The 22420-nt window shown below is 66.7% G+C and carries 17 protein-coding genes; 5 read left to right on the top strand and 12 right to left on the bottom strand.

The window, feature by feature from the left end; genetic code table 11:
- Nucleotides 1-180 precede the first annotated feature (180 nt).
- From AC1DKR_RS07585 to AC1DKR_RS07575, 3 genes are all read right to left on the bottom strand, one after another.
- Nucleotides 181-2592: a ribonucleoside-diphosphate reductase subunit alpha gene (locus tag AC1DKR_RS07585; RefSeq protein ID WP_478032080.1), complete on the bottom strand. Its 2412-nt coding sequence runs from the start codon at nt 2590-2592 to the stop codon at nt 181-183.
- Nucleotides 2593-3180: 588 nt separating this feature from the next.
- Nucleotides 3181-4281: a cell division protein ZapE gene (zapE, locus tag AC1DKR_RS07580; RefSeq protein WP_059064012.1), complete on the bottom strand. Its 1101-nt coding sequence runs from the start codon at nt 4279-4281 to the stop codon at nt 3181-3183.
- Complete coding sequence (locus AC1DKR_RS07575; RefSeq protein ID WP_447944485.1) at nt 4278-4949, bottom strand: alpha/beta hydrolase; 672 nt, start codon at nt 4947-4949, stop codon at nt 4278-4280. Before AC1DKR_RS07575 ends, zapE begins: the two co-directional genes overlap by 4 nt.
- A gap of 43 nt (nt 4950-4992) precedes the next feature.
- On the opposite strand from AC1DKR_RS07575, the gene AC1DKR_RS07570 reads away from it, so the two are divergent.
- Nucleotides 4993-5850, top strand: coding sequence for an EamA family transporter (locus tag AC1DKR_RS07570; RefSeq protein ID WP_478032077.1), 858 nt, complete (start codon nt 4993-4995; stop codon nt 5848-5850).
- A 56-nt stretch (nt 5851-5906) separates the two neighbouring features.
- Here the strand turns inward: AC1DKR_RS07570 and AC1DKR_RS07565 are convergent, their stop codons facing one another.
- The 3 genes from AC1DKR_RS07565 to AC1DKR_RS07555 all read right to left on the bottom strand — a co-directional run bounded on the left by AC1DKR_RS07565 (nt 5907) and on the right by AC1DKR_RS07555 (nt 8853).
- Complete coding sequence (locus tag AC1DKR_RS07565) at nt 5907-7346, bottom strand: ExeM/NucH family extracellular endonuclease (protein WP_478032075.1); 1440 nt, start codon at nt 7344-7346, stop codon at nt 5907-5909.
- 228 nt (nt 7347-7574) lie between these two features.
- The gene (locus AC1DKR_RS07560) at nt 7575-8093 is read right to left on the bottom strand and encodes a c-type cytochrome (RefSeq protein ID WP_088100772.1); all 519 of its coding nucleotides are present in this window, start codon (nt 8091-8093) and stop codon (nt 7575-7577) included.
- A 151-nt stretch (nt 8094-8244) separates the two neighbouring features.
- On the bottom strand, nt 8245-8853 hold the full coding sequence (locus AC1DKR_RS07555) for a TetR/AcrR family transcriptional regulator (protein ID WP_025875794.1): 609 nt from the start codon (nt 8851-8853) through the stop codon (nt 8245-8247).
- A 159-nt stretch (nt 8854-9012) separates the two neighbouring features.
- Between AC1DKR_RS07555 and AC1DKR_RS07550 the strand changes: the two genes are divergently transcribed.
- From AC1DKR_RS07550 to AC1DKR_RS07540, 3 genes are read left to right on the top strand one after another with little or no spacing between them, the layout of a single operon-like run.
- On the top strand, nt 9013-10176 hold the full coding sequence (locus AC1DKR_RS07550) for an isovaleryl-CoA dehydrogenase (protein ID WP_025875795.1): 1164 nt from the start codon (nt 9013-9015) through the stop codon (nt 10174-10176).
- 8 nt (nt 10177-10184) lie between these two features.
- A complete protein-coding gene (locus tag AC1DKR_RS07545; protein ID WP_478032072.1) occupies nt 10185-11795 on the top strand; it encodes a carboxyl transferase domain-containing protein in 1611 nt (536 codons plus the stop codon).
- 26 nt (nt 11796-11821) lie between these two features.
- A complete protein-coding gene (locus tag AC1DKR_RS07540) occupies nt 11822-13804 on the top strand; it encodes an acetyl/propionyl/methylcrotonyl-CoA carboxylase subunit alpha (protein WP_478032069.1) in 1983 nt (660 codons plus the stop codon).
- A gap of 24 nt (nt 13805-13828) precedes the next feature.
- On the opposite strand, the gene AC1DKR_RS07535 is transcribed toward AC1DKR_RS07540, so the two are convergent.
- On the bottom strand, nt 13829-14992 hold the full coding sequence (locus AC1DKR_RS07535; RefSeq protein WP_478032067.1) for a putative peptide maturation dehydrogenase: 1164 nt from the start codon (nt 14990-14992) through the stop codon (nt 13829-13831).
- Nucleotides 14989-15114, bottom strand: a complete 126-nt coding sequence (locus AC1DKR_RS07530; protein WP_258223209.1) for a hypothetical protein — start codon at nt 15112-15114, stop codon at nt 14989-14991. Before AC1DKR_RS07530 ends, AC1DKR_RS07535 begins: the two co-directional genes overlap by 4 nt.
- Here AC1DKR_RS07530 and AC1DKR_RS07525 point away from each other — a divergent pair.
- On the top strand, nt 15113-15397 hold the full coding sequence (locus tag AC1DKR_RS07525) for an NHLP-related RiPP peptide (RefSeq protein WP_080277674.1): 285 nt from the start codon (nt 15113-15115) through the stop codon (nt 15395-15397). The two genes, AC1DKR_RS07530 and AC1DKR_RS07525, sit on opposite strands and share 2 nt — an antisense overlap.
- Before the next feature lie 7 nt (nt 15398-15404).
- On the opposite strand, the gene AC1DKR_RS07520 is transcribed toward AC1DKR_RS07525, so the two are convergent.
- The 4 genes from AC1DKR_RS07520 to aceB all read right to left on the bottom strand — a co-directional run bounded on the left by AC1DKR_RS07520 (nt 15405) and on the right by aceB (nt 22315).
- Complete coding sequence (locus AC1DKR_RS07520; RefSeq protein WP_442243994.1) at nt 15405-17903, bottom strand: putative peptide modification system cyclase; 2499 nt, start codon at nt 17901-17903, stop codon at nt 15405-15407.
- 15 nt (nt 17904-17918) lie between these two features.
- Entirely contained in the window at nt 17919-18959 is a 1041-nt protein-coding gene (locus AC1DKR_RS07515) for a GGDEF domain-containing protein (RefSeq protein ID WP_478032064.1), read from the bottom strand.
- A 362-nt stretch (nt 18960-19321) separates the two neighbouring features.
- The gene (gene aceA / locus AC1DKR_RS07510; protein WP_180164504.1) at nt 19322-20623 is read right to left on the bottom strand and encodes an isocitrate lyase; all 1302 of its coding nucleotides are present in this window, start codon (nt 20621-20623) and stop codon (nt 19322-19324) included.
- A 69-nt stretch (nt 20624-20692) separates the two neighbouring features.
- Nucleotides 20693-22315, bottom strand: coding sequence for a malate synthase A (aceB, locus tag AC1DKR_RS07505; RefSeq protein ID WP_363734280.1), 1623 nt, complete (start codon nt 22313-22315; stop codon nt 20693-20695).
- Between the last annotated feature and the right edge of the window lie 105 nt (nt 22316-22420).

Raw genomic sequence — 22420 nt, 5'->3', positions numbered from 1 at the left:
TAACGATTCAGGGGGCTTGGTCTCGAATCTTGATCTGCGTCTAACCTTTTCGAATTGCAGAAAAGGTATAGTTGTCGAACTTCCTAGACGAAGTAGCAGAGCAAGAACACCCTGACCAAACGTTGGATGTTTTGTGAAGCATCAGAAGGGCCCCGAGTTACCGCTCGGGGCCCTTCTTTTTTACTGGCAGGCTTCGCAGGCTTCCGGGTTCTCCAGCGAGCAGGCGATGGCCTCCTCCGGGCTGAACACCTTTTCCGGCGCAACGCTGGCCGTGTGGCTGACGGTGGTCTTGGCGATCTTGGTGGCCGGACGCGAACGCAGGTAGTAGGTGGTCTTGATGCCCTGCTTCCAGGCGTACATGTACATGGAGGACATCGCGCCGATGCTCGGGCTTTCCATGAACAGGTTGAGCGAGGCGGACTGGTCGATGAAGGCGCCACGGTCGGCGGCCATGTCGATCAGCGAACGCATCGGCAGTTCCCATGCAGTGCGGTAGACGTGGCGCAGCGTTTCCGGAATCTGGGTGATGGCCTGGATCGAGCCGTCGGCCAGCTTGATCGCATCGCGCATTTCCGGGGTCCAGTGGCCCAGCTTCTTCAGCTCGTTCACCAGGTAACGGTTCACCTGCAGGAAGTCACCGGACAGCGTCTCGCGCTTGAACAGGTTGGACACCTGCGGTTCCACGCACTCGTAGCAACCGGCGATGGAGGCGATGGTGGCGGTCGGGGCAATCGCGATCATCAGCGAGTTGCGCAGGCCGTGTTCCTTGATGCGCTCACGCAGGGCATCCCAGCGCGCGGAGTCTTCCGGCACCACGTTCCAGGCATCGAACTGCAGCTCGCCGCTGGCCGCACGGGTGTCGGCGAAGGACGGGTGCTTGCCGCGTTCCTGGGCCAGTTCGACCGAGGTTTCCAGCGCGTGGAAGTAGATGGTCTCGGCAATCTTCTTCGACAGCGCGCGGGCTTCGGCGCCATCGAACGGCAGGCGCTTGCGGAAGAACACGTCCTGCAGGCCCATGCAGCCCAGGCCGACCGGACGCCAGCGCAGGTTGCCGCGACGTGCCGATTCGATCGGGTAGAAGTTCAGGTCGATCACGCGGTCCAGCTGGCGCACAGCCAGGCGCACGGTGTCGGCCAGCTTGTCGAAATCGAACTCGCCGTTGCCGTCGAAGTGGTTGCCCAGGTTGATCGACCCCAGGTTGCACACCGCGGTCTCTTCAGCCGAGGTGACTTCCAGGATTTCGGTGCACAGGTTGGACAGGTGGATCACGTTGCCAGCGCGCAGGGTCTGGTTGCTGGCGCGGTTGCACTTGTCCTTGAAGGTCATCCAACCGTTGCCGGTCTCGGCCAGGGTGCGCATCATCCGCGAGTACAGCTTGCGTGCGGAGATGGTGCGATTGGCCTTGCCCTGTGCTTCGGCCTGCAGGTAGGCGGCCTCGAAGGCTTCGCCGAACAGGTCGGTGAACTCGGGCACCACGCGCGGATCGAACAGCGACCATTCCTGGTCCGATTCGACACGCTTCATGAACAGGTCCGGGATCCAGTTGGCCAGGTTCAGGTTGTGCGCACGGCGCGATTCGTCGCCGGTGTTGTCACGCAGCTCGAGGAAGTCCTCGATGTCGGCATGCCAGGTTTCCAGGTACACACAGGCCGCGCCCTTGCGCTTGCCACCCTGGTTCACCGCAGCCACCGACGAATCCATGGTTTTCAGCCACGGCACGATGCCGTTGGAGTGGCCATTGGTCGACTTGATCAGCGAGCCACGCGAACGCACGCGGGTGTAGCTGACGCCGATGCCGCCGGAGAACTTGGACAGCTGGGCGATGTCGCCGTACTTGGAATAGATCGATTCCAGCGAATCCTGCGGCGAGTCCAGCAGGAAGCACGAGGACAGCTGCTCGTGGGTGGTGCCGGAGTTGAACAGGGTCGGGCTGGACGGCAGGTAGTCCAGGTTGCCCATGCGCTTGTACAGCGCCAGGGTTTCCGGCACGTCCTCGCTCAGCGCGCTGGCGATGCGCAGGAAGAACTGCTGCGGGGTCTCGATCACCTTGCGGGTGTGCGGATGACGCAGCAGGTAGCGGTCGTACAGGGTACGCAGGCCGAAGTAATCGAAGTTCAGGTCCAGCGAGATATCGATGGCATCGTTGAGCTTGCGTGCGTTGGTCTGCACGAAGTTCAGCAGGCGGTCGTTGATCAGGCCCACTTCGTGGCCACGACCCACCGACTGCGAGAACGCGTGGATTTCCTGGTTGGACACTTCCTTGGCGATGAAGTTGGCCAGCAGGCGCGCGGCCAGGCGGCCGTACTCGGGTTCTTCACCGATCAGCAGCGCCGCAGTGCGGATGGACAGTTCGTCCAGCTCCTGCGTGGTGGCGCCGTTGTACAGGCCGGAAATGGTGCGGGTGGCCACACGCATCGGATCGACGGCGTGCAGGCCTTCGGAGGAACGCTGCACCGCGCGGACGATCTTGTTCAGATCCACCAGCTCGGTCGTGCCATTGCGCTTGGTCACACTCATCGCGTTGGACGTCGGCGGCGACGTCAACAGGAATTCGCTTTCCTTCTCGATGGTGGCGCTGGTCTCGGTGGTCACGGCGTGTGTCCTCTTGGCGTGATGGATGGTGGCTCGGTGCATCGGATGACGCGGCCCGGGACGTGACACCCCAGAGTGGCAGACCGGTGTCGCAGGAATTGAGACCTGCGCCTGTGGCTGCTGCTGGCAGTGCTGACCGGTGCCGCTGCGGGCGTGGAGGGGCATCACCGGAGGCTCCGGCGATCCATTCCGTGGACCCGGCGGCTTGGGGTCCCCAACGCCGACAGCCACAAGATAGTGGGGGTAGCTGGGTCCGTCAACGCCAAATGTAGTGAAATTCGGCAATCCCTTGCGCCGCAAGGATCGTGCCAGCGGCGCCCGGTTTGGACGCTTTGGACCTGCTGGAACGGGCTGCGCAGTCAAGCCCGAAAAGCGTCGTGGTAGCGGTAATCAGCACCCCACCAGCAGAACAATGCCAGCTTCACATGACAGGACCACGCAGGCGAGGGACAAGTCTGTGGATAGGTGGTGGGCAGACAGTGGGCAGCCGGTGGACGGGGCGGCATCAGGTAGTGCCGGCCGCTGGCCGGCAACATCATGCCCATTGGAAACATCGAGCAGATGCCGGCCAGCGGCCGGCACTATCCCTCACGCCCGGTGCGGGGTACCCAGGTACTCGGCGCTCTGCATTTCGATCAGGCGCGAGGCCGTGCGCTCGAACGCGCCCTGCAGCCGGGTACCGGTGTACAGCTCGACCGGTGAAGTACTGGCGGTGCAGACCAGATTGACGTGGCGGTCGTACAGCTCGTCGATCAGGTTGACGAAGCGGCGCGCGGCATCCTCGTTCAGGCGATCAAAGGCCGGAATGCCGCCCAGCAGCACGGTGTTGAACTCGTGCGCGATCTCGATGTAATCCGACGGCCCACGCGGGCCTTCACACAGCGCGGCGAAGTCGAACCAGGCAATGCTCTTGCCACGCGCACGCACCGGGATCTTGCGGCTCTCGATCTCGATGTTGCCCGCCTTGGCCGGTTGGCCGCCGCTCAGTTCGCCCCAGCGCGTGGCCAGCCAGGTGTCACTGTCGGCGGCCAGCGGCGCGCGGTACACCGGCGAACGGGTCAGCGCGCGCATGCGGTAGTCCTCGGTGCCTTCGGCGTACAGCTCCACGCAGTAGCGCTGCAGCAGGCCGATGGCCGGCATGAAGCTCTCGCGCTGCAGGCCGTTGAGGTACAGGTTTTCCACCGCCGTGTTGGAGGTGGTGACCAGGGTCACGCCCTCGGCGAACATCCGCTCCAGCAGGCGCGCCAGCAGCATGGCATCGCCGATGTCGGTGACGAAGAATTCGTCCAGCACCAGCACGCGCAGGTTGCTGCGCCATTCCTGGGCGATCTTCGCCAGCGGATCGCTCTGGCCCTGGTGCTCGCGCAGGCGCTCGTGAACGTTGCGCATGAACCGATGGAAGTGGGTGCGGTACTTCTGCTTGATCGGCAGGCCGTCGTAGAACAGGTCGACCAGGAAGGTCTTGCCGCGGCCGACTCCGCCCCAGAAGTACAGGCCCTTGACCGGCTCGGGTTTCTTCCAGAACGAGGACAGGCGGTCCAGCCAGCCGTCCTCGGCGCTGTCCACCAGGGCCAGGTGGATCCGGTCCAGCTCGGCCAACGCCGCATGCTGGGCCGGGTCGTTCTGCCAATCGCCGCGTTCCACCCCGGCCGCGTAGCGCTGCGTCGGGGTCAGTTCCACCTCGCTCATGCCGCCGTGCCCAGCCAATGCTTGACGCCGTGGGTGAGCGCGCCGCGCAGGTCGATCAACTTGCGGTGGAAGAAGTGACTGGTGTCCGGCATGCGCACCAGCTCATGCGGCGCATCGAGGGTGTCCAACCACTGGTAGACGGCCTGCGGGTCGACAATTTCATCCTGCTCGCCCTGGATCACCAGCCAGCGGGCCGGCGGCGCAATGCCGCCGAAGTCCCACCGGCCCGCCGGCGGCGCGATCGAGATCAGCGCTTCGGGCTGCAGCTCGGCGGCGGCCTTCAGTGAAACGAACGCACCGAAGCTGAAGCCGGCCAGCCACAGTCGGTCGTCGGGACGCTGCTGGCGGACCCAGGCGGTAACAGCCTTCAAATCCTCCTGCTCGCCCAGGCCATGGTCGAATTCACCGGCAGAACCGCCGACGCTGCGGAAGTTGAAGCGCACCGTGGCGATACCCAGCTCGCGCAGGGTAGTGGCGGTCATGGTGACCACCTTGTTGTGCAGGGTGCCGCCTTCGGTGGACAGCGGATGGCAGATGACGGCCACGATCGGCTGCATCGGCACATCGGCCTTGGGCAGGTCGACGACCACTTCCAGCGGACCAACCGGGCCATCCAGCACCAGGCATGCGGTTTCGCCAGCGGCGACAGGGAACGAGGGCTTGTGCATGGCACCATGATAACGTCCCCCGCCCCAGCCCTGTGCCCGCCCCATGTTCTACCTGTCCCTGGCCGTGATCTGCAGTGTGCTGGTTTCGGTGTTGTTGAAGCTGGCTGGCCGTCGCCAGCTGGATGTTGCACAGATGGTGACCTGGAACTATCTGGTCGCCGCGACGATGACAGCAGTGGTGTTGCAGCCGCCGCTGGACGCCTTGCGCGCCCCGCATGCGCCGTGGGTTTCGCTGCTGGCACTGGCGGTGGTGCTGCCCTCGATCTTCCTGGTGCTGGGCCGCGCGGTGGCGGTGGCCGGCATCGTCCGCAGTGACGTGGCGCAGCGCTTGTCGCTGCTGCTGTCGCTGGCGGCGGCGTTCCTGTTCTTCGGGCAGACCGCAACGCCGTGGAAGCTGGTCGGGCTGGGCCTGGGCCTGCTGGCGATGGTGGCCATCAGCCTGCGCCCGCGCGGTCCCGCGGTGGCCGCTTCAGCCGGCGGCTGGGGCTGGTTGCTGGGCGTGTGGGCCGGCTTTGCGGTGGTGGATGTGCTGCTGAAGCAGGTGGCGCTGTCGGGCACGCCGTCGATGGCCGCGGTGCTGGCCAGTTTCAGCGTGGCCTTCATGCTGATGCTGGCGCTGCAGTTGTGGCGGCATTTCAGTGGGCGCAGCCGCCTGGCCTGGCGCAACCTGGGTGCGGGTGCACTGCTGGGCCTGCTCAATGGCGGCAACATCCTGTTCTACGTGCATGCGCACCAGTCGATGCCGGACAGCCCGGCCACCGTGTTCGCCGGCATGAACATCGGCGTGGTGGTGCTGGGTGCGCTGGTGGGTGTGTTCGCCTTCGGCGAGCCGACCACGCGCTGGAACCGGGCCGGCCTGGCGCTGGCGGTGCTGGCGATCGGGTTGATCGCCTGGGGGTAAGTGATGCCCGGGGTCAGAGCCATTCCGTGGGAATGGGATCCGACCCCGGCGAGGACTTACTTGTCGAAGCCCAGCAGCAGCGGGTCGTGGTCGGAGCTGCGCCACGGGCCCTGCACGTTGCGGCCCTGGTAGCCGCTGGCGTCCTGCTCGTCGGCATTGCTGTGCCACTCGGCGGCGCCGGCGAGGCGCTTGGCCATGGTCGGGCTGAGCAGCGCGTGATCGAGGCGGCCGGTGTAGCCGTTGTAGACGTAGCTGTAGGGCTGTTCGACCTTGGCCACCTTGAAGGCATCTTGCCAGCCCAGGTCGTGCAGGGTACGGATCGGATCTTCCATCGCGTAGGCGTTGAAGTCGCCCATCAGCACCACGTCCTTCACCTTCAGGCGCGCGGCTTCGGCCTGCACCCAGGTGTGGAGCTGCCTGGCCGATTCCACGCGGGTGGCGTTCCAGCAGCCCTGCCCGTCATTGCGGTCGGCGTCGGCGCCACTGGCATCACGGCAGCCCTTGGACTTGAAGTGGTTGGCGACCACCATGAACGGTGCGCCCTTGCCCTGGAAGGCCTGTGCCAGCGGCGCACGGCTGTGTTCGACGAAGGGACCGTCGAGCTTGGTCAGCGGCGTGCCGAGCGGCTTGAATTCGCTCTTGCGGTAGATGATGCCGACGCGGATCGGATTGCTGCCGGGGCCTTGCCCCGCATCAACGAATGCCCACTGCTTGTCCGCCGCGAGACCGGCATTGAGTGCATCCACCAGTTCGGCGATGGCCGACTGCGGTCCGTAACCATCGTTCTCCAGTTCCATCAGCGCGGCGATATCGGCACCCAGCGCGTTGACGGTGGCGACCAGCTTGCCGACCTGCGCCTTGTGCTCGTCCAGCGTGCGCGCGCCGCGCAGGGTCGGGAATCCACCGCCCTGACCGTCGCCGTTGAAGAAGTTCTCCAGGTTGAAGGCGGCGATGTGCAGGCGGCCGGGCACGGTCGGCACGGCCGGGCGCTGCAGTTCCGGCAGCTTCAGTACACCGTCGACCTGCAGGCTGGGGCGACCCTGTGCATCTACGCGCACGGTGCCTTCCACGTTGCGCAGCTGCATGCCGGTACGCAGCACCGGATTGCCCGGCAGGTAACCGACGCTGGCCGGATCACGCGCATCGCTGCCATCGTCCAGCAGCAGGCGGCGGCGCTGGTTGTCGGCCATCACCTGTTCGATACCAGCGCTGCCGGGCGCGGCCACTTCGGTCGGCTGCCACAGGCGGCCATCGAAGGCGACGGTGAGCTGGCCGAAGCGTTCCAGGCCATCAGTGCCGGCCAGGGTGAGCGGCGCGGCGATGCGCACGTGCTGCCCATCCAGTGCACGCCAGTCGGCCGGCGCGGCGGCCAGGGTGACGGTGGCGGGGCTGCGTGGCGCAGGCGCCGAGGTCGGCGCAACCTGCGGCTGGGCCTGGGCGAAAGCGGATGCCGGCATCAGCAGGGACAGGGCAAGGGCGAGGGAACGGCGACGCATCGACAGACGACTCCACGAAAGAGGCGCACAGACTAACCCTGAAATGCGAAACCCCGCCTGGGCGGCGGGGTTCCGGCCTTGGTGGGCAAAGCCGGGAAGTGCCGGCCGCTGGCCGGCAACCTCATGACCTTCATGCGATGCGTGGCTGCCGGCCAGCGGCCGGCACTACCAAAGATCATGAGGCTGCCGGCCAGCGGCCGGCACTACCAGCGGACGCGGCGGCGTCCGCTACTTCAGATTGCCCAGCATCCAGTCCACGGTGGCGTGGATCTGCTCCTCGGTGAGCGCCGGGTTGCCGCCCTTGGGCGGCATGATGCCGCCGTCGGGGCCGGTGTAGCCCTCGATGGCGTGCTTGTAGAGGGTGTCCTTGCCCTGCGCCAGGCGCTTGTCCCAGTGCGAGTGGTCCAGCGTCGGCGCCATGCCCACGCCGGTGGTATGGCAGGCGGTGCACAGGTTGTCGAAGATCACCTTGCCGTCCTTGGTACCCCCGTAGGCCACCTGCGAGGCGGCCTTGGCCAGCGCGGCGGCATGCGCAGCAGCCTGCGCGGCCGCGCCGGTGCTGCCGGCGTACACCGCACCGGTAGGCGAAATGCGCTGTTCGGTGCGTTTGGCGGCGGTGGGCGACACCTCGGGCGGAATCCGGGTGTGGATGAACGCGGCCAGGAGGATCAGACCGAGGGTGATGGCCATCAACAGCGCGATCACCATGGAGAAGCGTTTCAGGAACTCCAGATCGTAATTCCGCACTCTTCGTTACCCCTGGCTGATAGTCGTTGGACCACGGCTGAGCGACTGCGTGATGGGCCGAGTATAGAACGCACGCCGCGCACGACAACAGGCGTCAGGGCTGGTGCGGCGCAGCATGCGGCGGCACCCCGACGAACGCGCAACAGCGGCATCACCCTGCGCCAACAGCCCGCAGGCAGAAACTGCAGATGGCCTCGACCAGCGCGTCTTCGTCGCGGTGCGCTTCGCGGCTGGGCGCGGTCGGGCCGACCATCGCTTCGGTGAAGGCACCCACCAAGCAGGCGGCGGCAGCATGCGCGTCCTGCGCCGGCAGTTCACCGGCGGCCACGCCCTCTTCCACCAGGCGCAGGAACACGTCACCGAAGGCACGGCGGCCGCGCATGCGCTCGGCTTCCACATCCGGATCCACCGGCTCGACGATGAAGGCATGGGCCAGGCCCGGGCCGGCCAGGGCGCGGCGGACGAAGGCGGTGATGGCCTGGCGCAGGCGCACGCTGGCCGGCTGCGGCGCACTGGCGATGCGTTCCATGATCGCCACCTCGTGGGCCACGGCAGCATTGAGCACCTCCACGAACAACTCGGCCTTGGACGGGAAGTGGCGGTAGATCAAGCCGGTGGAGACCCCGGCCTGGGTGGCCACGGCGGTTACCGGCGCGTTGCGCCAGCCGCCGGTGGCGACCAGTTCGCGGGTGGCCAGCAGGATCCGTTCACGGGCCCCGGCCAGGCGTTCTTCCATCAATGCTGAGCGTTTGTAGGCCATGTTCTGAGTCTGGTTTCAATTTTTGAATTTGTATTCACTTCTTACCCGAACCCCGCTACGCTGGGGTCCAATCGCCCGCGCGGGCTGCTGCTGTGAACAGCGGCCCGCTTCCCCTTCCGGGTGCGTCCATTCCCCACCTTCCCTCGCGGAGCCATCGCAATGCACGTGCCATCCCTGAACTTCGACCTCGGCGAAGATATCGACCTGCTGCGCCAGAGCGTGGCCCATTTTGCCGCTGCCGAGATCGCGCCGCTCGCGGCCGAGGCCGACGCGACCAACCAGTTCCCGTTGGCACTATGGCCCAAGTTGGGCGAACAGGGCCTGCTGGGCCTGACCGTGGAAGAAGAATACGGCGGCACCGGCATGGGCTACCTGGCCCACGTGGTGGCGATGGAAGAAATCTCCCGCGCCTCCGGCGGCATCGCCCTGTCCTACGGCGCGCACTCGAACCTGTGCGTGAACCAGTTGCGCAAGAACGGCACCGAAGCGCAGAAGCAGCGCTTCCTGCCGGACCTGTGCAGCGGCGCCAAGGTCGGCGCGCTGGCGATGAGCGAACCGGGTGCGGGTTCGGACGTGGTGTCGATGAAGCTGCGCGCGGACAAGCGCGGCGACCGCTACGTGCTCAACGGCAACAAGATGTGGATCACCAACGGCCCCGACGCCGACGTGCTGGTGGTGTACGCCAAGACCGATGTCGAAGCCGGCGCCAAGGGCATCACCGCGTTCCTGGTCGAGAAGGGCATGAAGGGTTTCTCCACCGCGCAGAAGCTGGACAAGCTGGGCATGCGCTCCTCGCCCACCTGCGAACTGGTGTTCCAGGACTGCGAGATTCCCGAAGAAAACGTGCTGGGGGCGGTCGGCGGCGGGGTGCGCGTGCTGATGTCCGGCCTGGACTACGAGCGCGTGGTGCTGTCCGGCGGCCCGCTGGGCCTGATGGCTGCAGCCATGGACGTGGTCATGCCGTACGTGCACGAACGCCACCAGTTCGGTGAGCCGATCGGCAGCTTCCAGCTGATCCAGGCCAAGATCGCCGACATGTACGTGGGCCTTGGTGCCTGCCGCGCCTATGTGTATGCCGTGGCGCGCGCCTGCGACCAGGGCCGTACCACCCGCCAGGATGCGGCCGGCGCGATCCTGTACGCCGCCGAGAAGGCCACGTGGCTGACCGGCCAGGCGATCCAGATCCTTGGCGGCAACGGCTACATCAATGAATATCCGACCGGCCGCTTGTGGCGCGACGCCAAGCTGTATGAAATCGGCGCCGGCACCTCGGAGATCCGCCGCATGCTGATCGGCCGCGAACTGTTCCAGCGCACCCTGTAAGGCACCCCATGAGCATCCTAGGCAGCCAGCTGCAACCGGGCAGCGAAACGTTTGAAAGCAACCGCGCGGCGATGCAGGCCATGGTCGACGACCTGCACGCCACCCTCGCCCGCACCGCCCTGGGCGGCAGCGAGGCGGCGCGCGCCAAGCACACCGCACGCGGCAAGCTGCTGGTGCGTGACCGCATCGATGCGCTGCTCGACCCGGGCAGCGCGTTCCTGGAGATCGCACCGCTGGCCGCACACGGCATGTATGACGATGCCGTGCCCGCCGCCGGCGTGGTCGCAGGCATTGGCCGGGTGAGCGGCGTGGAGTGCGTGATCGTGGCCAACGATGCCACGGTCAAGGGCGGCACCTATTACCCGGTGACAGTGAAGAAACACCTGCGCGCGCAGGAGATCGCCGAGCAGAACCACCTGCCGTGCATCTACCTGGTCGATTCCGGTGGTGCTTTCCTGCCGCTGCAGGACGAGGTGTTCCCCGACCGCGACCATTTCGGCCGCATCTTCTACAACCAGGCCAATCTCTCCGCGCAGGGCATCCCGCAGATCGCCTGCGTGATGGGCAGCTGCACCGCCGGTGGTGCCTACGTGCCGGCGATGAGCGACGAGACGGTGATCGTGCGCGAGCAGGGCACCATCTTCCTCGGCGGCCCGCCGCTGGTGAAGGCGGCCACCGGTGAAGTGGTGACGGCCGAAGAACTGGGCGGTGCCGACGTGCACACGCGCATTTCCGGCGTGGCCGACCACATGGCCGACAACGACCTGCAGGCGTTGGCACGGGTGCGCGCGATCATCGCCCAGCTCAACTGGCGCAAGCCCGAAGCCGCGATGGCACTGCAGCCGGTGGAAGAACCGCTGCTGCCGGCGCACGAACTGTACGGGGTGATCCCGGCCGATACGCGCAAGCCCTACGACGTGCGCGAAGTGATCGCGCGACTGGTCGACGGCTCGCGCTTTGATGAGTTCAAGCCGCGCTATGGCGCCACGCTGGTCACCGGCTTCGCCCATCTGCACGGCTATCCGATCGGCATCATCGCCAACAACGGCATCCTGTTCTCCGAGTCCGCGCTGAAGGGCGCGCACTTCATCGAGCTGTGCACCCAGCGCAACATTCCGCTGGTGTTCCTGCAGAACATCACCGGCTTCATGGTCGGCCGCAAGTACGAACAGGGTGGCATCGCCAAGGACGGCGCCAAGCTGGTGATGGCCGTGGCCTGCGCCAAGGTGCCCAAGTTCACCGTGGTGATCGGCGGCTCGTTCGGTGCCGGCAACTACGGCATGTGCGGCCGCGCGTACTCGCCCAACTTCCTGTGGATGTGGCCGAACGCACGCATCGGCGTGATGGGCGGCGAACAGGCCGCCAGCGTGCTGGCCACGGTCAAGCGCGATGGCATCGAAGCCAAGGGTGGGCAGTGGCCGGGCGAGGAAGAGGAGGCGTTCAAGGCACCGATCCGCGACCAGTTCGAGCAGCAGGGCCACCCGTACTACGCCAGTGCGCGCCTGTGGGACGACGGCGTGATCGATCCGGTCGATACCCGCCGGGTACTGGCCCTGGCCCTGTCGGCCAGCCTCAACGCTCCCCCGCAGCAGACGCGCTTCGGCGTGTTCCGCATGTGACCTGTGCCATGACCGAGTCTGTTGCCATGTTCAGCAAAGTCCTGATCGCCAACCGCGGCGAGATCGCCTGCCGCGTCATCGCCACCTGCCGCCGCCTCGGCATCGCCACCGTGGCGGTGTATTCCGATGCCGACCGCAATGCGCGCCACGTGCGGCTGGCCGACGAAGCCATCCACATCGGCCCGGCGGCCGCGCGCGAGAGCTACCTGCGCAGTGATGCCATCCTCGATGCCGCACGCCGCACCGGCGCGCAGGCCATCCATCCCGGCTACGGCTTCCTCTCCGAGAACGCCGACTTCGCCGACGCCTGCGTCGCGGCGGGGATCACCTTCATCGGTCCGCCGGCCAGTGCGATCCGCGCGATGGGCGACAAGAGCGCGGCCAAGGCCTTGATGGCCAAGGCCGGCGTGCCGCTGACGCCGGGCTACCACGGCGACCAGCAGGCGCCGGCGTTCCTGCGCACCCAGGCCGACGGCATCGGCTATCCGGTGCTGATCAAGGCCAGCGCCGGCGGCGGCGGCAAGGGCATGCGCAAGGTCGAGCGCAGCGAGGACTTCGTCGATGCGCTGGCCAGCTGCCAGCGCGAGGCGGCCTCGGCGTTCGGCAACGACCACGTGCTGGTCGAGAAGTATGTCGAGCGCCCGCGCCATATCGAAATCCAGGTATTCGGCGGTGGCCAGGGCGAGGCGGTGTATCTGTTCGAGCGCGACTGCTCGGTGCAGCGACGCCACCAGAAGGTGCTGGAAGAAGCGCCGGCCCCGGGCATGAGCGCCGACCGCCGCGCCGCGATGGGCAAGGCCGCCGTCGATGCCGCGCGCGCTGTGGGCTACGTCGGTGCCGGCACGGTGGAGTTCATCGCCGGCCCGGACGGCGATTTCTACTTCATGGAAATGAACACCCGGCTGCAGGTCGAACACCCGGTCACCGAGTTCATCACCGGCACCGACCTGGTGGAATGGCAGCTGCGCGTGGCCGCTGGCCAGCCGCTGCCCAAGCGCCAGGACGAACTGGCCATCCACGGCCACGCTCTCGAAGCACGCCTGTATGCCGAAGATGCCGACCGCGGCTTCCTGCCCTCCACCGGCACCCTGCGCCGCCTGCGCCTGCCGACCCCGTCGGCCAACGTGCGGGTGGACACTGGTGTGGAAGAAGGCGACAGCATCACCCCGTACTACGACCCGATGATCGCCAAGCTGATCGTCTGGGACGTGGACCGCGACGCCGCGCTGCGGCGCATGAGCCAGGCCCTGGCCGACTGCCAGGTGGTGGGCGTAACCACCAATGCCGGTTTCCTGCGGCGCCTGGTGCAGACCGACTCGTTCGCCAACGCCAAGCTGGATACCGCGCTGATCGAGCGCGAGCAGGCCGCACTGGCGGTCACCGGTGACGGTGAGCAGGCGCTGTGGGAACTGGCAGCGATCGCCGCGGTGGCAAGCACACCGGCCGCTGCCGCCGATGTGCGCGACCCGCATTCGCCGTGGCAGGCACAGGATGGTTGGCGGTTGGGCGCCCCTGCCGCGCGTGTGGTGCCACTGCAGCAGGGAGAGCGGGCGCACACGCTGAAGGTGTGGGCCACGGCCGATGGCTGGCGCGTGCAGTGCGATGACGCCGCGCCGAAACAGGTCGTCGGCCATGCCGATGGCCACACCCTGTTGGTGCAACTGGACGACCGTCGCTGGCGGTTGCAGCTGCAGCGCGACGGCGACCAGCTGTATCTGTTCGGCAGCGATGGCCAGCACCGCTTCACCCTGCACGACCCGGTGGGCGAATCGGAACAGGCCAGCGCCGACGCCGGCAGCCTGCTGGCACCCATGCCCGGCAGGATCGTGGCAACGCTGGTGGCGGCAGGCACGCAGGTGAAGCGCGGCACGCCGCTGGTGGTGCTGGAAGCGATGAAGATGGAACACACCCTGCAGGCACCGGCCGACGGTACGGTGAAGGGTTATCGCGCCAAGGCGGGTGACCAGGTGGGCGACGGTGCGGTGCTGGTCGATTTCGAAGCGGCGTGATGCCGTCCGGTCACGCGTTGTCGATCAACGCGTGACCGGCCACACCTGGCCAAGCGGGTCCAGTTCGGCCGTCACACGCTCGGCTGCACGCCAGCCCACGCCACAGACCGCCAGTACGCCCTCGGCCATCGGCTGCAGGCCCAGCGCCCGCTCGGCCTCGACCTCGTTGATCGCTGCGGTGACGAATGCGCCCAGCCCCTGCACGGTTGCCGCGCTGTAGAGCGCTTGCGATACGTGGCCGGCATCCAGGGTAATCGCGCGATAGGCTTTGGCGTGGCCACGGTACTTCCAGAACATGCGCTCGAAGCGGCACACCAGGATCAGCTGCACCGGGGCGTTGGCGAACCAGTGCTGACCGGCCAGCAGGCGTTGGCAGAAGCTGTCCAGGTCGCCGGGCGGCACCGCTATCGGGCCCAGTTCGTGTGCGGTGGCATGGTAGTGATAGAGGCCCGGCGGCAGTCCTTCCACATTGCGCGCCACTACATACGCTTCCAATGGATGCAGGCTGCCGGCCGATGGAATGTTCTTCTTGAGGAAGCGCACACCGGGTTCGGTTTCCACCTGCGCCTGCGCCATCAGCACCTGCTGCAGCAGCCGGGCCAGCATCGGCAACGGCACGGAGCGCGCACCGTCGAAGTTGCGGCAGGTCGCACGCGCCTGCAGCTGCGCCTGCATCGGGTCCTCGTCACAGCGTGGCAAGGGCCGTGCACCGGGCAGCCGGGCCGGCGCTTCGGCGGGCGGCGGGCCGAAGCTGCGCACCAGGTCCTGCGCGGTCATAAGCTGGCTGCGCTCCATGTCGCCGACACTGTCCACGCCATCCCATCGCGAGTGCTGGTAGTGCAGCGCCGATAGCGGCCACCATTGGCTGTCACGTACCTGCTGTTCGACCGCTGCTGCCTCGGCATGCACCGGATCATCGCTGACCAGCAGGCCCTGCTCCAGCAGCGACAGCACGCGTTGCCGTGCCTGCGGCTCTGCCGGTAGTGGCTGCCACTGCTCCGCGCTGCACTGGAGCAGCCACAGGCAGCTGACCGCATCGACCGTGCGTGGCTCCGGCAGATGCGCGGCGCGTACCTGCAAGGATTGTTCGAAGCCAACGCCACTGCCGCCGGCAAGCAGCGCATCCAGGTCGAAACGCGCCCGCTCCAGCGGTTCGACGATCATCGTCCTGCAGCGACGGAAGTTCATTCGATGCGCATCCGGAAGCGTGGGTGGCCGGCGATGATAGCGTGGTGGCTGATACGCACCATCAATTCCCGCTGCGCCCAGCCGATACTGTTTTTTTCCCCTCCCTGCCGGTAGTGAACCATGTCCCGTTCTCCTCTTTCCCCTGAAGTGGTCCAGACCCTGCTCAAGCACCTGGCCAGCGACGATGCCTTCCGCAGCGCGTTTGCCGCCGACCCGGCGAAGGCCCTGATTACGCTGGGCGCAGACGCCGACAGCGTGGCCGCCTGCAACACGCCGCTGGACTCGCTGGGCGGCAAGGAGGAATTTGCCCAGGCGGCGGCGCTGCTGAGCGAGCGCTTGGCCGCCACGGGACCGTTCAAGGTGCCCTTCATGTTCGAAAGCGGCCTGAAGGGACTGCAGGACTGACGCCCCCTCAGGGTGCTCCTGCCTGCTGCGGGCTGGCCGCATCGGCCAGCCGGCGCGCGTCGGCCACATTCAATGGCAGCAGAACCAGGGCACCGGCGTCTTCGGCGAAGGCCATGCCCGTGCGCTGGCGCAACCAGCGCTCCCGGCGCTGCACGGCCAGATCGCGGCCGAGCGCGCGATCGATATCCAGCTGCAGTACATGCCACTGGTACAGCGTGCCGTTGGCCAGCGGCTTCAACAGTGCCGAAGCGGCCTCTGCATTGCCGGCATCCAGCTCACCACGCGCGCGAAGCAGCAGCCATAGTTCCTGCAGCCGCGGGTCAGTACTGCGTTCAACCAGCGCCTGCAGTGCAGGCCGGCGGGAGCGCAGCTCGGCGTCCAGGCCGGCGCGCTGCAAGTGGTAGGCCACCGACAGCGCAATGAAAGCGCGATGGCGCGGTGCGGCGCCGACACCCTCATCGACTGCCGCCAGGGTGCGGTCCAGCAATCGTGCGTACTGCAGCCGGGACCCGCTGCCGTCGGCCTGTGCAGTCCATGCCAGCGACTGCAGGGCCAGGATGTCGCACAGCTCCGGCACATCGGCACACTGCTTCACGGCCTGCGTCATCTCAGCGGCCGCATCATTGGCCCGCCCCTGCAGGGCGAGGAGCCCGCTGTACTCCATGCGTGCGCCGAGCCCGCGCGACGTGATGGCTTCACTGCGTTCGTGCGCCTTCTGTACCTCCCCATCCAGCAGCAGCGCGACCGCCTCCAGCATGTCGCCGTGCCAGTTCGGCAACGCGCCTGCTTCCTTGAACGCAGCGACGGCGGCCTTGACCTCGCCACGCGCAAGCTGGGTGCGGCCAACGAAGGACAGGACCAGCGCGCGATGCGTCTGATGGCGTTCCAGCAGCGGCATCATGTCGGCCAGCGCGCCGTCATAGTCGCCATAGGCAAACAGGGCCATCGCGTGATTCATCCAGCCGGCCGGATCGTCCGGATACAGCTGGGTCAGCATCCGCCACTTTTCCGCACTGCGCTGCGGGGGTGCACCACTGAAATCCGCACCCCAGGCGTCCAGGTACAGCTGGTCGCGCGCGCTCAAGCGCGTGCGCCCCGACACCGCCTGGCGGTACAGTTCGCCAGCCGCCGACACGTTGCCCATGGCGTACTGCAGCCGCATCTGCCCGATGTAGGCAAAGGTGAACTGGGGATCCAGGCGAGTGGCCTGCTGGAAGAACAGCAACGCTTCGTCGAAACGCTCCTGCGCCAACGCATCGCTGCCCTTGGCATAGGCATGCAGCGCATCAAGATTGGCGGTGGCCACCGTTGGCAGTGGTTTCTGCTCGCGGCTGACATCGTGCAGCGCCTCACCCAGGTCGCTGCGCAGTGCCTTCACCACGGTATCGGTGGAAGCCAGGATCGAATCCAGGCCATTGCCATCGGCGAAATGCGTGTACACCGTCTGCCCACTACGTGGGTCCACGACCTCCACACCCACCCGCACCTTGCCGTTGAGTTCGAGCACGTTGGGCATCAGCACCGCGCGCGCGCCATCGCGCAACGCGACCTCGATCGCCAGTGCACGGTCCAGCCGTGCATTGGCCGGGCGCTGCATCAACTGCAGGGTGTCACGCACCTTCAGTTCGCTGAGAATATTGACGAAGCGCGACTGCCCCAGGCTGATGTAGAGCGCCTGTTCCAGGCTGGAATCCAGCTGCGGGTAGGCCGTGCTGTTGCTGACCGCCGCCAGGATCACCCAGTCGCGCTCGGCGAACGCGATCGCCGGCGCTGGCCGCAACAGCGCCCACATCACCACGGCCAGCGTCACCGCCAGCGTCGCCTCTGTCAGCAGCGCAGCGGGGCGACGCCACAGCGGCAGATCCCGCCAGGCCTTGTCACCCGAGCGCGGCCGGCGCAGCGGCGCGCGGCCCCGGATGCCGACTTCGAACACCTGCTGGCGTTCGCCGATGCCCTTGAAGCGCCAAAGGCCATGATCCTTCCAACGCAGTTCGTCCGCCGTCCAAGGCAACTCGCTGCCGGCCCGCCGCGCCATCTGTTCGGCCGCTGAGGACAGCAGCACCTGTCCAGGCCACGCCAGCTGCATCAAACGCGCGGCCATGGGCTTGGCCAGACCCTCGACTTCCACCGGTTTTGCGCCGTGGGCGACGGCCTCGGCACTGTTGTCCCACAACAGCACGTCACCCACGTGCAGGCCGGCGCGCGCGCGCAGCACGATGCCGCGCTCGTGGCCCATCGCGTCGACGGCGTTCTGATAGGAAATGGCAAAACCAATGCCATCGATGGGGCGCTCAAACAGAACGAACAATCCATCGGACCGATCGATCAGCTGGCCGTTCCAGTGCTGCTGCAGCCCCAGGACCAGGCGGTCATGCTGCTGGAAGAATTCGGCGGCGGCGACATCGCCGATACGCTCCACCAGCTGCAGCGAATCGCACAGGTCGGTAAAAAGCAGCGCCCGCAGTTGGGCGTTATGCGGGGTCGACGTTCCGTTGTCGCCATTCATCGCCTGGATCTCCGCTCATTGTCCATCCGGACCATCGGTCCACCGCAGGCAGTTGCCGCCTGCGCGCTTGGCTTGGTACAGCGCACGATCGGCGCGAGCGTACCACTCGCTCCAGTCCGCGTCAGGGGCCAGCAGGCTGGCCCCGATGCTGGCCAGGCTGACGTGCGGGGTGCCATGGCTGCGCTCCAGCAGGCCGTGCACCGCGCTGAGGATGAACTCGGCAGCGTGCTGCACGATCTCGGTACTGCCCCGGCGCAGGATCAGGCAGAACTCATCTCCGCCCAAGCGGCAGGCCAAATCATGTTCACCGGCCATCGAGCGCAGGATGTTGCCCATGCTCTGCAGCACCCGGTCACCGGCCTGGTGGCCATGGCGGTCGTTGATCTGCTTGAACCGGTCGCAGTCGATCAGCAACAGCGCCTGCGGCAATCCTTCTTCCTGCGTGCGGCATTCCTGCAGGTACAGGGCCAGGCCGCGGCGGTTGTGCAGGCCGGTCAGTTCGTCGGTGCGCACCAGCTCACGCGTGTGGGTCAGCTGGTGGGTGGTGATGTACAGGTTGTCCAACGCGGCTTCCAGGTCATGGTTGCGCCGCCGCAGCTGGCTGATCAGAGCCTGCTCGTTGGTCAGAACGCGCAGGATCGTGCGCCGCAGGAAGTAGGCCACCAGGCCCGGGTCGGACTCGACCAGGCGGTGGAAATCCGCCGGCCCCAGTTCCAGCACGTGGCAATCGGCCATCACCCGCGCGCTGGCGCTGCGGGGATGGTCGCCCATCAACAGGCCGAGCTCACCGAAGAACTCATGCCGCCCGAGCGTCTTGAGCACCAGGTCCTCGCCGAAATCCAGCTCGATCAGGCCTTCGAGGATGATATACATGCACTCGCCGCGATGGCCGCGCTGGAACAGCCACTGGCCCGCCTGCAGCCTGCAGGGCTGGGCAAACCGGGCGAACAGGGCAACCTCTTCTTCGGAGAGCAGCGCATGCACGATCTCGGCCATCGCCACCTTGGCGATACCGGTTGTCATGTCGATGTTCTCGGCCGCACCCCTGCCGGTCATTCCCTGCACCCAGCGTCCCCTGGTGAGCCGCGGAGCATATCAGTGAATCAAACTGTGCGCCGCTTCTCATTTTTGTGAAGATGTAGCGCTCCGCTTCAACCGCAGGGAAATGCCCCATTCACGCGTGTTGGCGGCAGAAGGAAAGCAAGCCATATCAATATCTTGGCGACGCCGCGACGCCAATTGTCGCAGCGGCCACAGATACAACGACGCCGGCAGATCCCCCGATCTGCCGGCGTCGTCTGGCCCTTCCCTGGCCACCCTGATCGGATCCGCGGCCCTGGTAGAGCCGGCCGCTGGCCGGCTGCCACGCAGCGCCCGGAGCATCGTGTGGTTGCCGGCCAGCGGCCGGCCCTACCGGATCACGCGGCGCGTTCGCTGCGCTCGCCGTGGAACTGCTCTTCCTCGGTCGAGCCGGTCAGCGCGGTGGTCGAGGACTGCCCCTGCTGGATCGCCTGGGTCACCGCATCGAAGTAGCCGGTACCGACCTCGCGCTGGTGCTTGACCGCGGTGAAGCCGCGCTCGGCCGCTTCGAACTCGGCCTCCTGCAACTCCACGAAGGCGCTCATCTGCCGACGCGCATAGCCGTGGGCCAGGTTGAACATGCCGTAGTTCAGTGCATGGAAGCCGGCCAGGGTGATGAACTGGAACTTGTAGCCATAGCTGCCCAGCTCCTTCTGGAACTTGGCGATGGTGGCGTCGTCCAGGTTCTTCTTCCAGTTGAAGCTGGGCGAGCAGTTGTAGGCCAGCAGCTTGCCCGGGAACTTGGCGTGGATCGCCTCGGCGAATTTCCGCGCGAATTCCAGGTCCGGCTTGCCGGTCTCGCACCACACCAGGTCGGCATAGGGCGCGTATGCCAGGCCACGGCTGATGGCCTGGTCCAGGCCATTGCGGGTCTTGTAGAAGCCTTCCACGGTGCGCTCACCGGTGGCGAACGGGGTGTCGTTCGCATCGATGTCGCTGGTCAGCAGATCGGCGGCTTCGGCATCGGTACGCGCCACCAGCAGGGTCGGCACACCCAGCACGTCGGCGGCCAGGCGCGCGGCGTTGAGCTTTTCGATCGCCTCACGGGTCGGCACCAGCACCTTGCCGCCCATGTGGCCGCACTTCTTCACCGAGGCCAGCTGGTCTTCGAAGTGCACACCGGCCGCACCGGCTTCGATCATCGCCTTCATCAGTTCGAAGGCGTTGAGCACGCCGCCGAAGCCGGCTTCGGCATCGGCCACGATCGGCTGCAGGAAGTCGATGTCATCCTTGCCTTCGGCATGGTGCAGCTGGTCGGCACGCAGCAGCGTGTTGTTGATGCGCTTGACCACTGCCGGCACCGAATCGGCCGGATACAGCGACTGGTCCGGGTACATCTGCCCGGCCAGGTTGGCATCGGCCGCCACCTGCCAGCCGGACAGGTAGATCGCCTTCAGCCCGGCCTTCACCTGCTGCATGGCCTGGTTGCCGGTCAGCGCGCCGAGCGCGTTGACGAAGTCACGCTCATGCAGCGACTTCCACAGCTTTTCCGCGCCCAGCCGGGCCAGCGAATGCTCGATATGGACGGTGCCACGCAGGCGCACCACGTCGGCGGCGCTGTAGTTGCGCTGGATGCCTTCCCAGCGCGGATTGGTGTCCCAGTCGTGCTGGATCTGTTCGGCAGTGGGCAGCGTGCTCATGTCTATCTCCAGTTCGGTTCGTGCGGATGCAGCGGGGAAGGAAGCGGCGGGAAAACCGGCATGCAGCGGTCAGTCGATGCGCGCGTACGCCGGCAGGGTCAGGAAGTCGGTCAGTTCGTTGCTGCGGCTCAACTCGGCCAGCAGGGTGATGGCTTCTTCGATGCGGCCGCCACCGGGCAGCGCCGAGGTGTCGCCGAGGCGCGCGGGCAGCTGCGCCAGGGTGGTATCGAGCAGCGCCAGATCGATGGCAGTGCCGTCGTCCAGCTGCTGGCCCGGGGTATGCAGCCACTGCCACAGCTGGCTGCGGCTGATTTCGGCGGTGGCCGCGTCCTCCATCAGGTGGTGGATCGGCACGCAGCCGTTGCCATCCAGCCATGCGGCCAGGTAGCGCACGCAGACTTCGACATTGCCTTCGAAGCCAGCGCGGGTGATCGTGCCCGGCGGCCGCGCGATCAGTTCATCGCGACCCACGCGCACATCCTGGCGCAGCACGTGGTGCTGGTTGGGCGTGGGCATGTGCTCGTCGAAGATTGCCATCGCCACCGGAATCAGCGCCGGATGGGCGACCCACGTGCCGTCGTGGCCAGCAGTCACTTCGCGCAGCTTGTCGGCACGCACCCGCGCCATCGCCTGCTCGTTGGCGGCGGCATCGTTGTTGATCGGAATCTGCGCGGCCATGCCGCCCATCGCGTGTGCACCGCGGCGATGGCAGGTCTGGATCAGCAGTTCCGAATACGCCTTCAGGAACGGCTGGGTCATGGTCACCTGGCCACGCTCGGGCAGCACGCGGTCAGCGTGGCGGCGGAAGGTCTTCAGGTACGAGAAGATGTAATCCCAGCGCCCGCAGTTGAGGCCGACGATGCGATCGCGCAGGGCGTGCAGGATCTCATCCATCTCGAACACTGCCGGCAGCGTTTCTATCAGCACGGTCACCTTGATCTGCCCGTGCGGCAGGCCGAGCATGCCCTCGATGTGCGACAGCGCGGTTTCCCACAGCGCCGCCTCTTCCATGCTCTGCAGCTTCGGCAGGTAGAAATACGGGCCGCGGTCCCTGGACTGCAGCGCGCGCGCATTGTGGAAGGCAAACACCGCCGCGTCGAACAGGCCGCCGGCGAGGAACTGGCCATCCACGCGCACATGCTTTTCGTCCAGGTGCCAGCCGCGCGGACGCACGATCAGCACCGCCTGCTCATCGTAGGGGCGCAGTGCGTAATGCTTGCCATTGGGTGCGGTGTACTGCAGGTCGCCGCGCACCGCAGCGGCCAGCGACTGCTGACCGGCCAGCAGGTTGCGCCAGGTCGGCGAGGTCGAATCCTCGAAGTCGGCCATGAACACCTTGGCGCCGGAGTTCAGCGCGTTGATGACCATCTTCGGGTCGGTCGGGCCGGTGATCTCGACGCGACGGTCCTGCAGCGCGGCCGGCAGCGGCGCCACCGTCCAGTCACCGCTGCGGATCGCGGTGGTGTCCTGGCGGAAGTCCGGCAGGCCGCCCTGGTCGAAGAACGCCTGGCGCTCGCGACGGGCCTGCAGCCGCGCCTGCCGACCGGGTTCCACTGCCCGGTGCAGGGACACCAGCAGGGCCAGCAACGGCGCCGGCAGCACGGTGGCCTGGCCCGCCACCTGGGTCGCCAGGGCGATGCCCGGCGTGGCCTTGGCGGCGGTGGAGGGAACAGCGGAAGCGACGGCGGACATGGCAGAACTCCAGCGTGGGGGAACGACTCCACCGTGCGGCTGGAGCCCTATATTTGACAAAACAGTTTTTGCAATGCTTTACATAACTTGTGCTAATACTTGTGA

It is taken from the genome of Stenotrophomonas sp. 01N47, from assembly GCF_056399165.1.
Note: the sequence above shows the minus strand (reverse complement) of the source record. Positions and strands in the feature narration are given on the sequence as shown.

Excerpts from the sequence above, each read along its gene's own strand:
- AC1DKR_RS07545 (WP_478032072.1), top strand. The coding sequence starts at position 10,185 with ATGAGCATCCTAGGCAGCCAGCTGCAACCGGGCAGCGAAACGTTTGAA.
- AC1DKR_RS07525 (WP_080277674.1), top strand. The coding sequence starts at position 15,113 with ATGTCCCGTTCTCCTCTTTCCCCTGAAGTGGTCCAGACCCTGCTCAAG.
- AC1DKR_RS07540 (WP_478032069.1), top strand. The coding sequence starts at position 11,822 with ATGTTCAGCAAAGTCCTGATCGCCAACCGCGGCGAGATCGCCTGCCGC.
- AC1DKR_RS07515 (WP_478032064.1), bottom strand. The coding sequence starts at position 18,959 with ATGACCGGCAGGGGTGCGGCCGAGAACATCGACATGACAACCGGTATC.
- AC1DKR_RS07570 (WP_478032077.1), top strand. The coding sequence starts at position 4,993 with ATGTTCTACCTGTCCCTGGCCGTGATCTGCAGTGTGCTGGTTTCGGTG.
- AC1DKR_RS07530 (WP_258223209.1), bottom strand. The coding sequence starts at position 15,114 with ATGGTTCACTACCGGCAGGGAGGGGAAAAAAACAGTATCGGCTGGGCG.
- aceB (WP_363734280.1), bottom strand. The coding sequence starts at position 22,315 with ATGTCCGCCGTCGCTTCCGCTGTTCCCTCCACCGCCGCCAAGGCCACG.
- AC1DKR_RS07550 (WP_025875795.1), top strand. The coding sequence starts at position 9,013 with ATGCACGTGCCATCCCTGAACTTCGACCTCGGCGAAGATATCGACCTG.
- AC1DKR_RS07535 (WP_478032067.1), bottom strand. The coding sequence starts at position 14,992 with ATGAACTTCCGTCGCTGCAGGACGATGATCGTCGAACCGCTGGAGCGG.
- AC1DKR_RS07520 (WP_442243994.1), bottom strand. The coding sequence starts at position 17,903 with ATGAATGGCGACAACGGAACGTCGACCCCGCATAACGCCCAACTGCGG.
- AC1DKR_RS07575 (WP_447944485.1), bottom strand. The coding sequence starts at position 4,949 with ATGCACAAGCCCTCGTTCCCTGTCGCCGCTGGCGAAACCGCATGCCTG.
- zapE (WP_059064012.1), bottom strand. The coding sequence starts at position 4,281 with ATGAGCGAGGTGGAACTGACCCCGACGCAGCGCTACGCGGCCGGGGTG.
- AC1DKR_RS07565 (WP_478032075.1), bottom strand. The coding sequence starts at position 7,346 with ATGCGTCGCCGTTCCCTCGCCCTTGCCCTGTCCCTGCTGATGCCGGCA.
- aceA (WP_180164504.1), bottom strand. The coding sequence starts at position 20,623 with ATGAGCACGCTGCCCACTGCCGAACAGATCCAGCACGACTGGGACACC.
- AC1DKR_RS07555 (WP_025875794.1), bottom strand. The coding sequence starts at position 8,853 with ATGGCCTACAAACGCTCAGCATTGATGGAAGAACGCCTGGCCGGGGCC.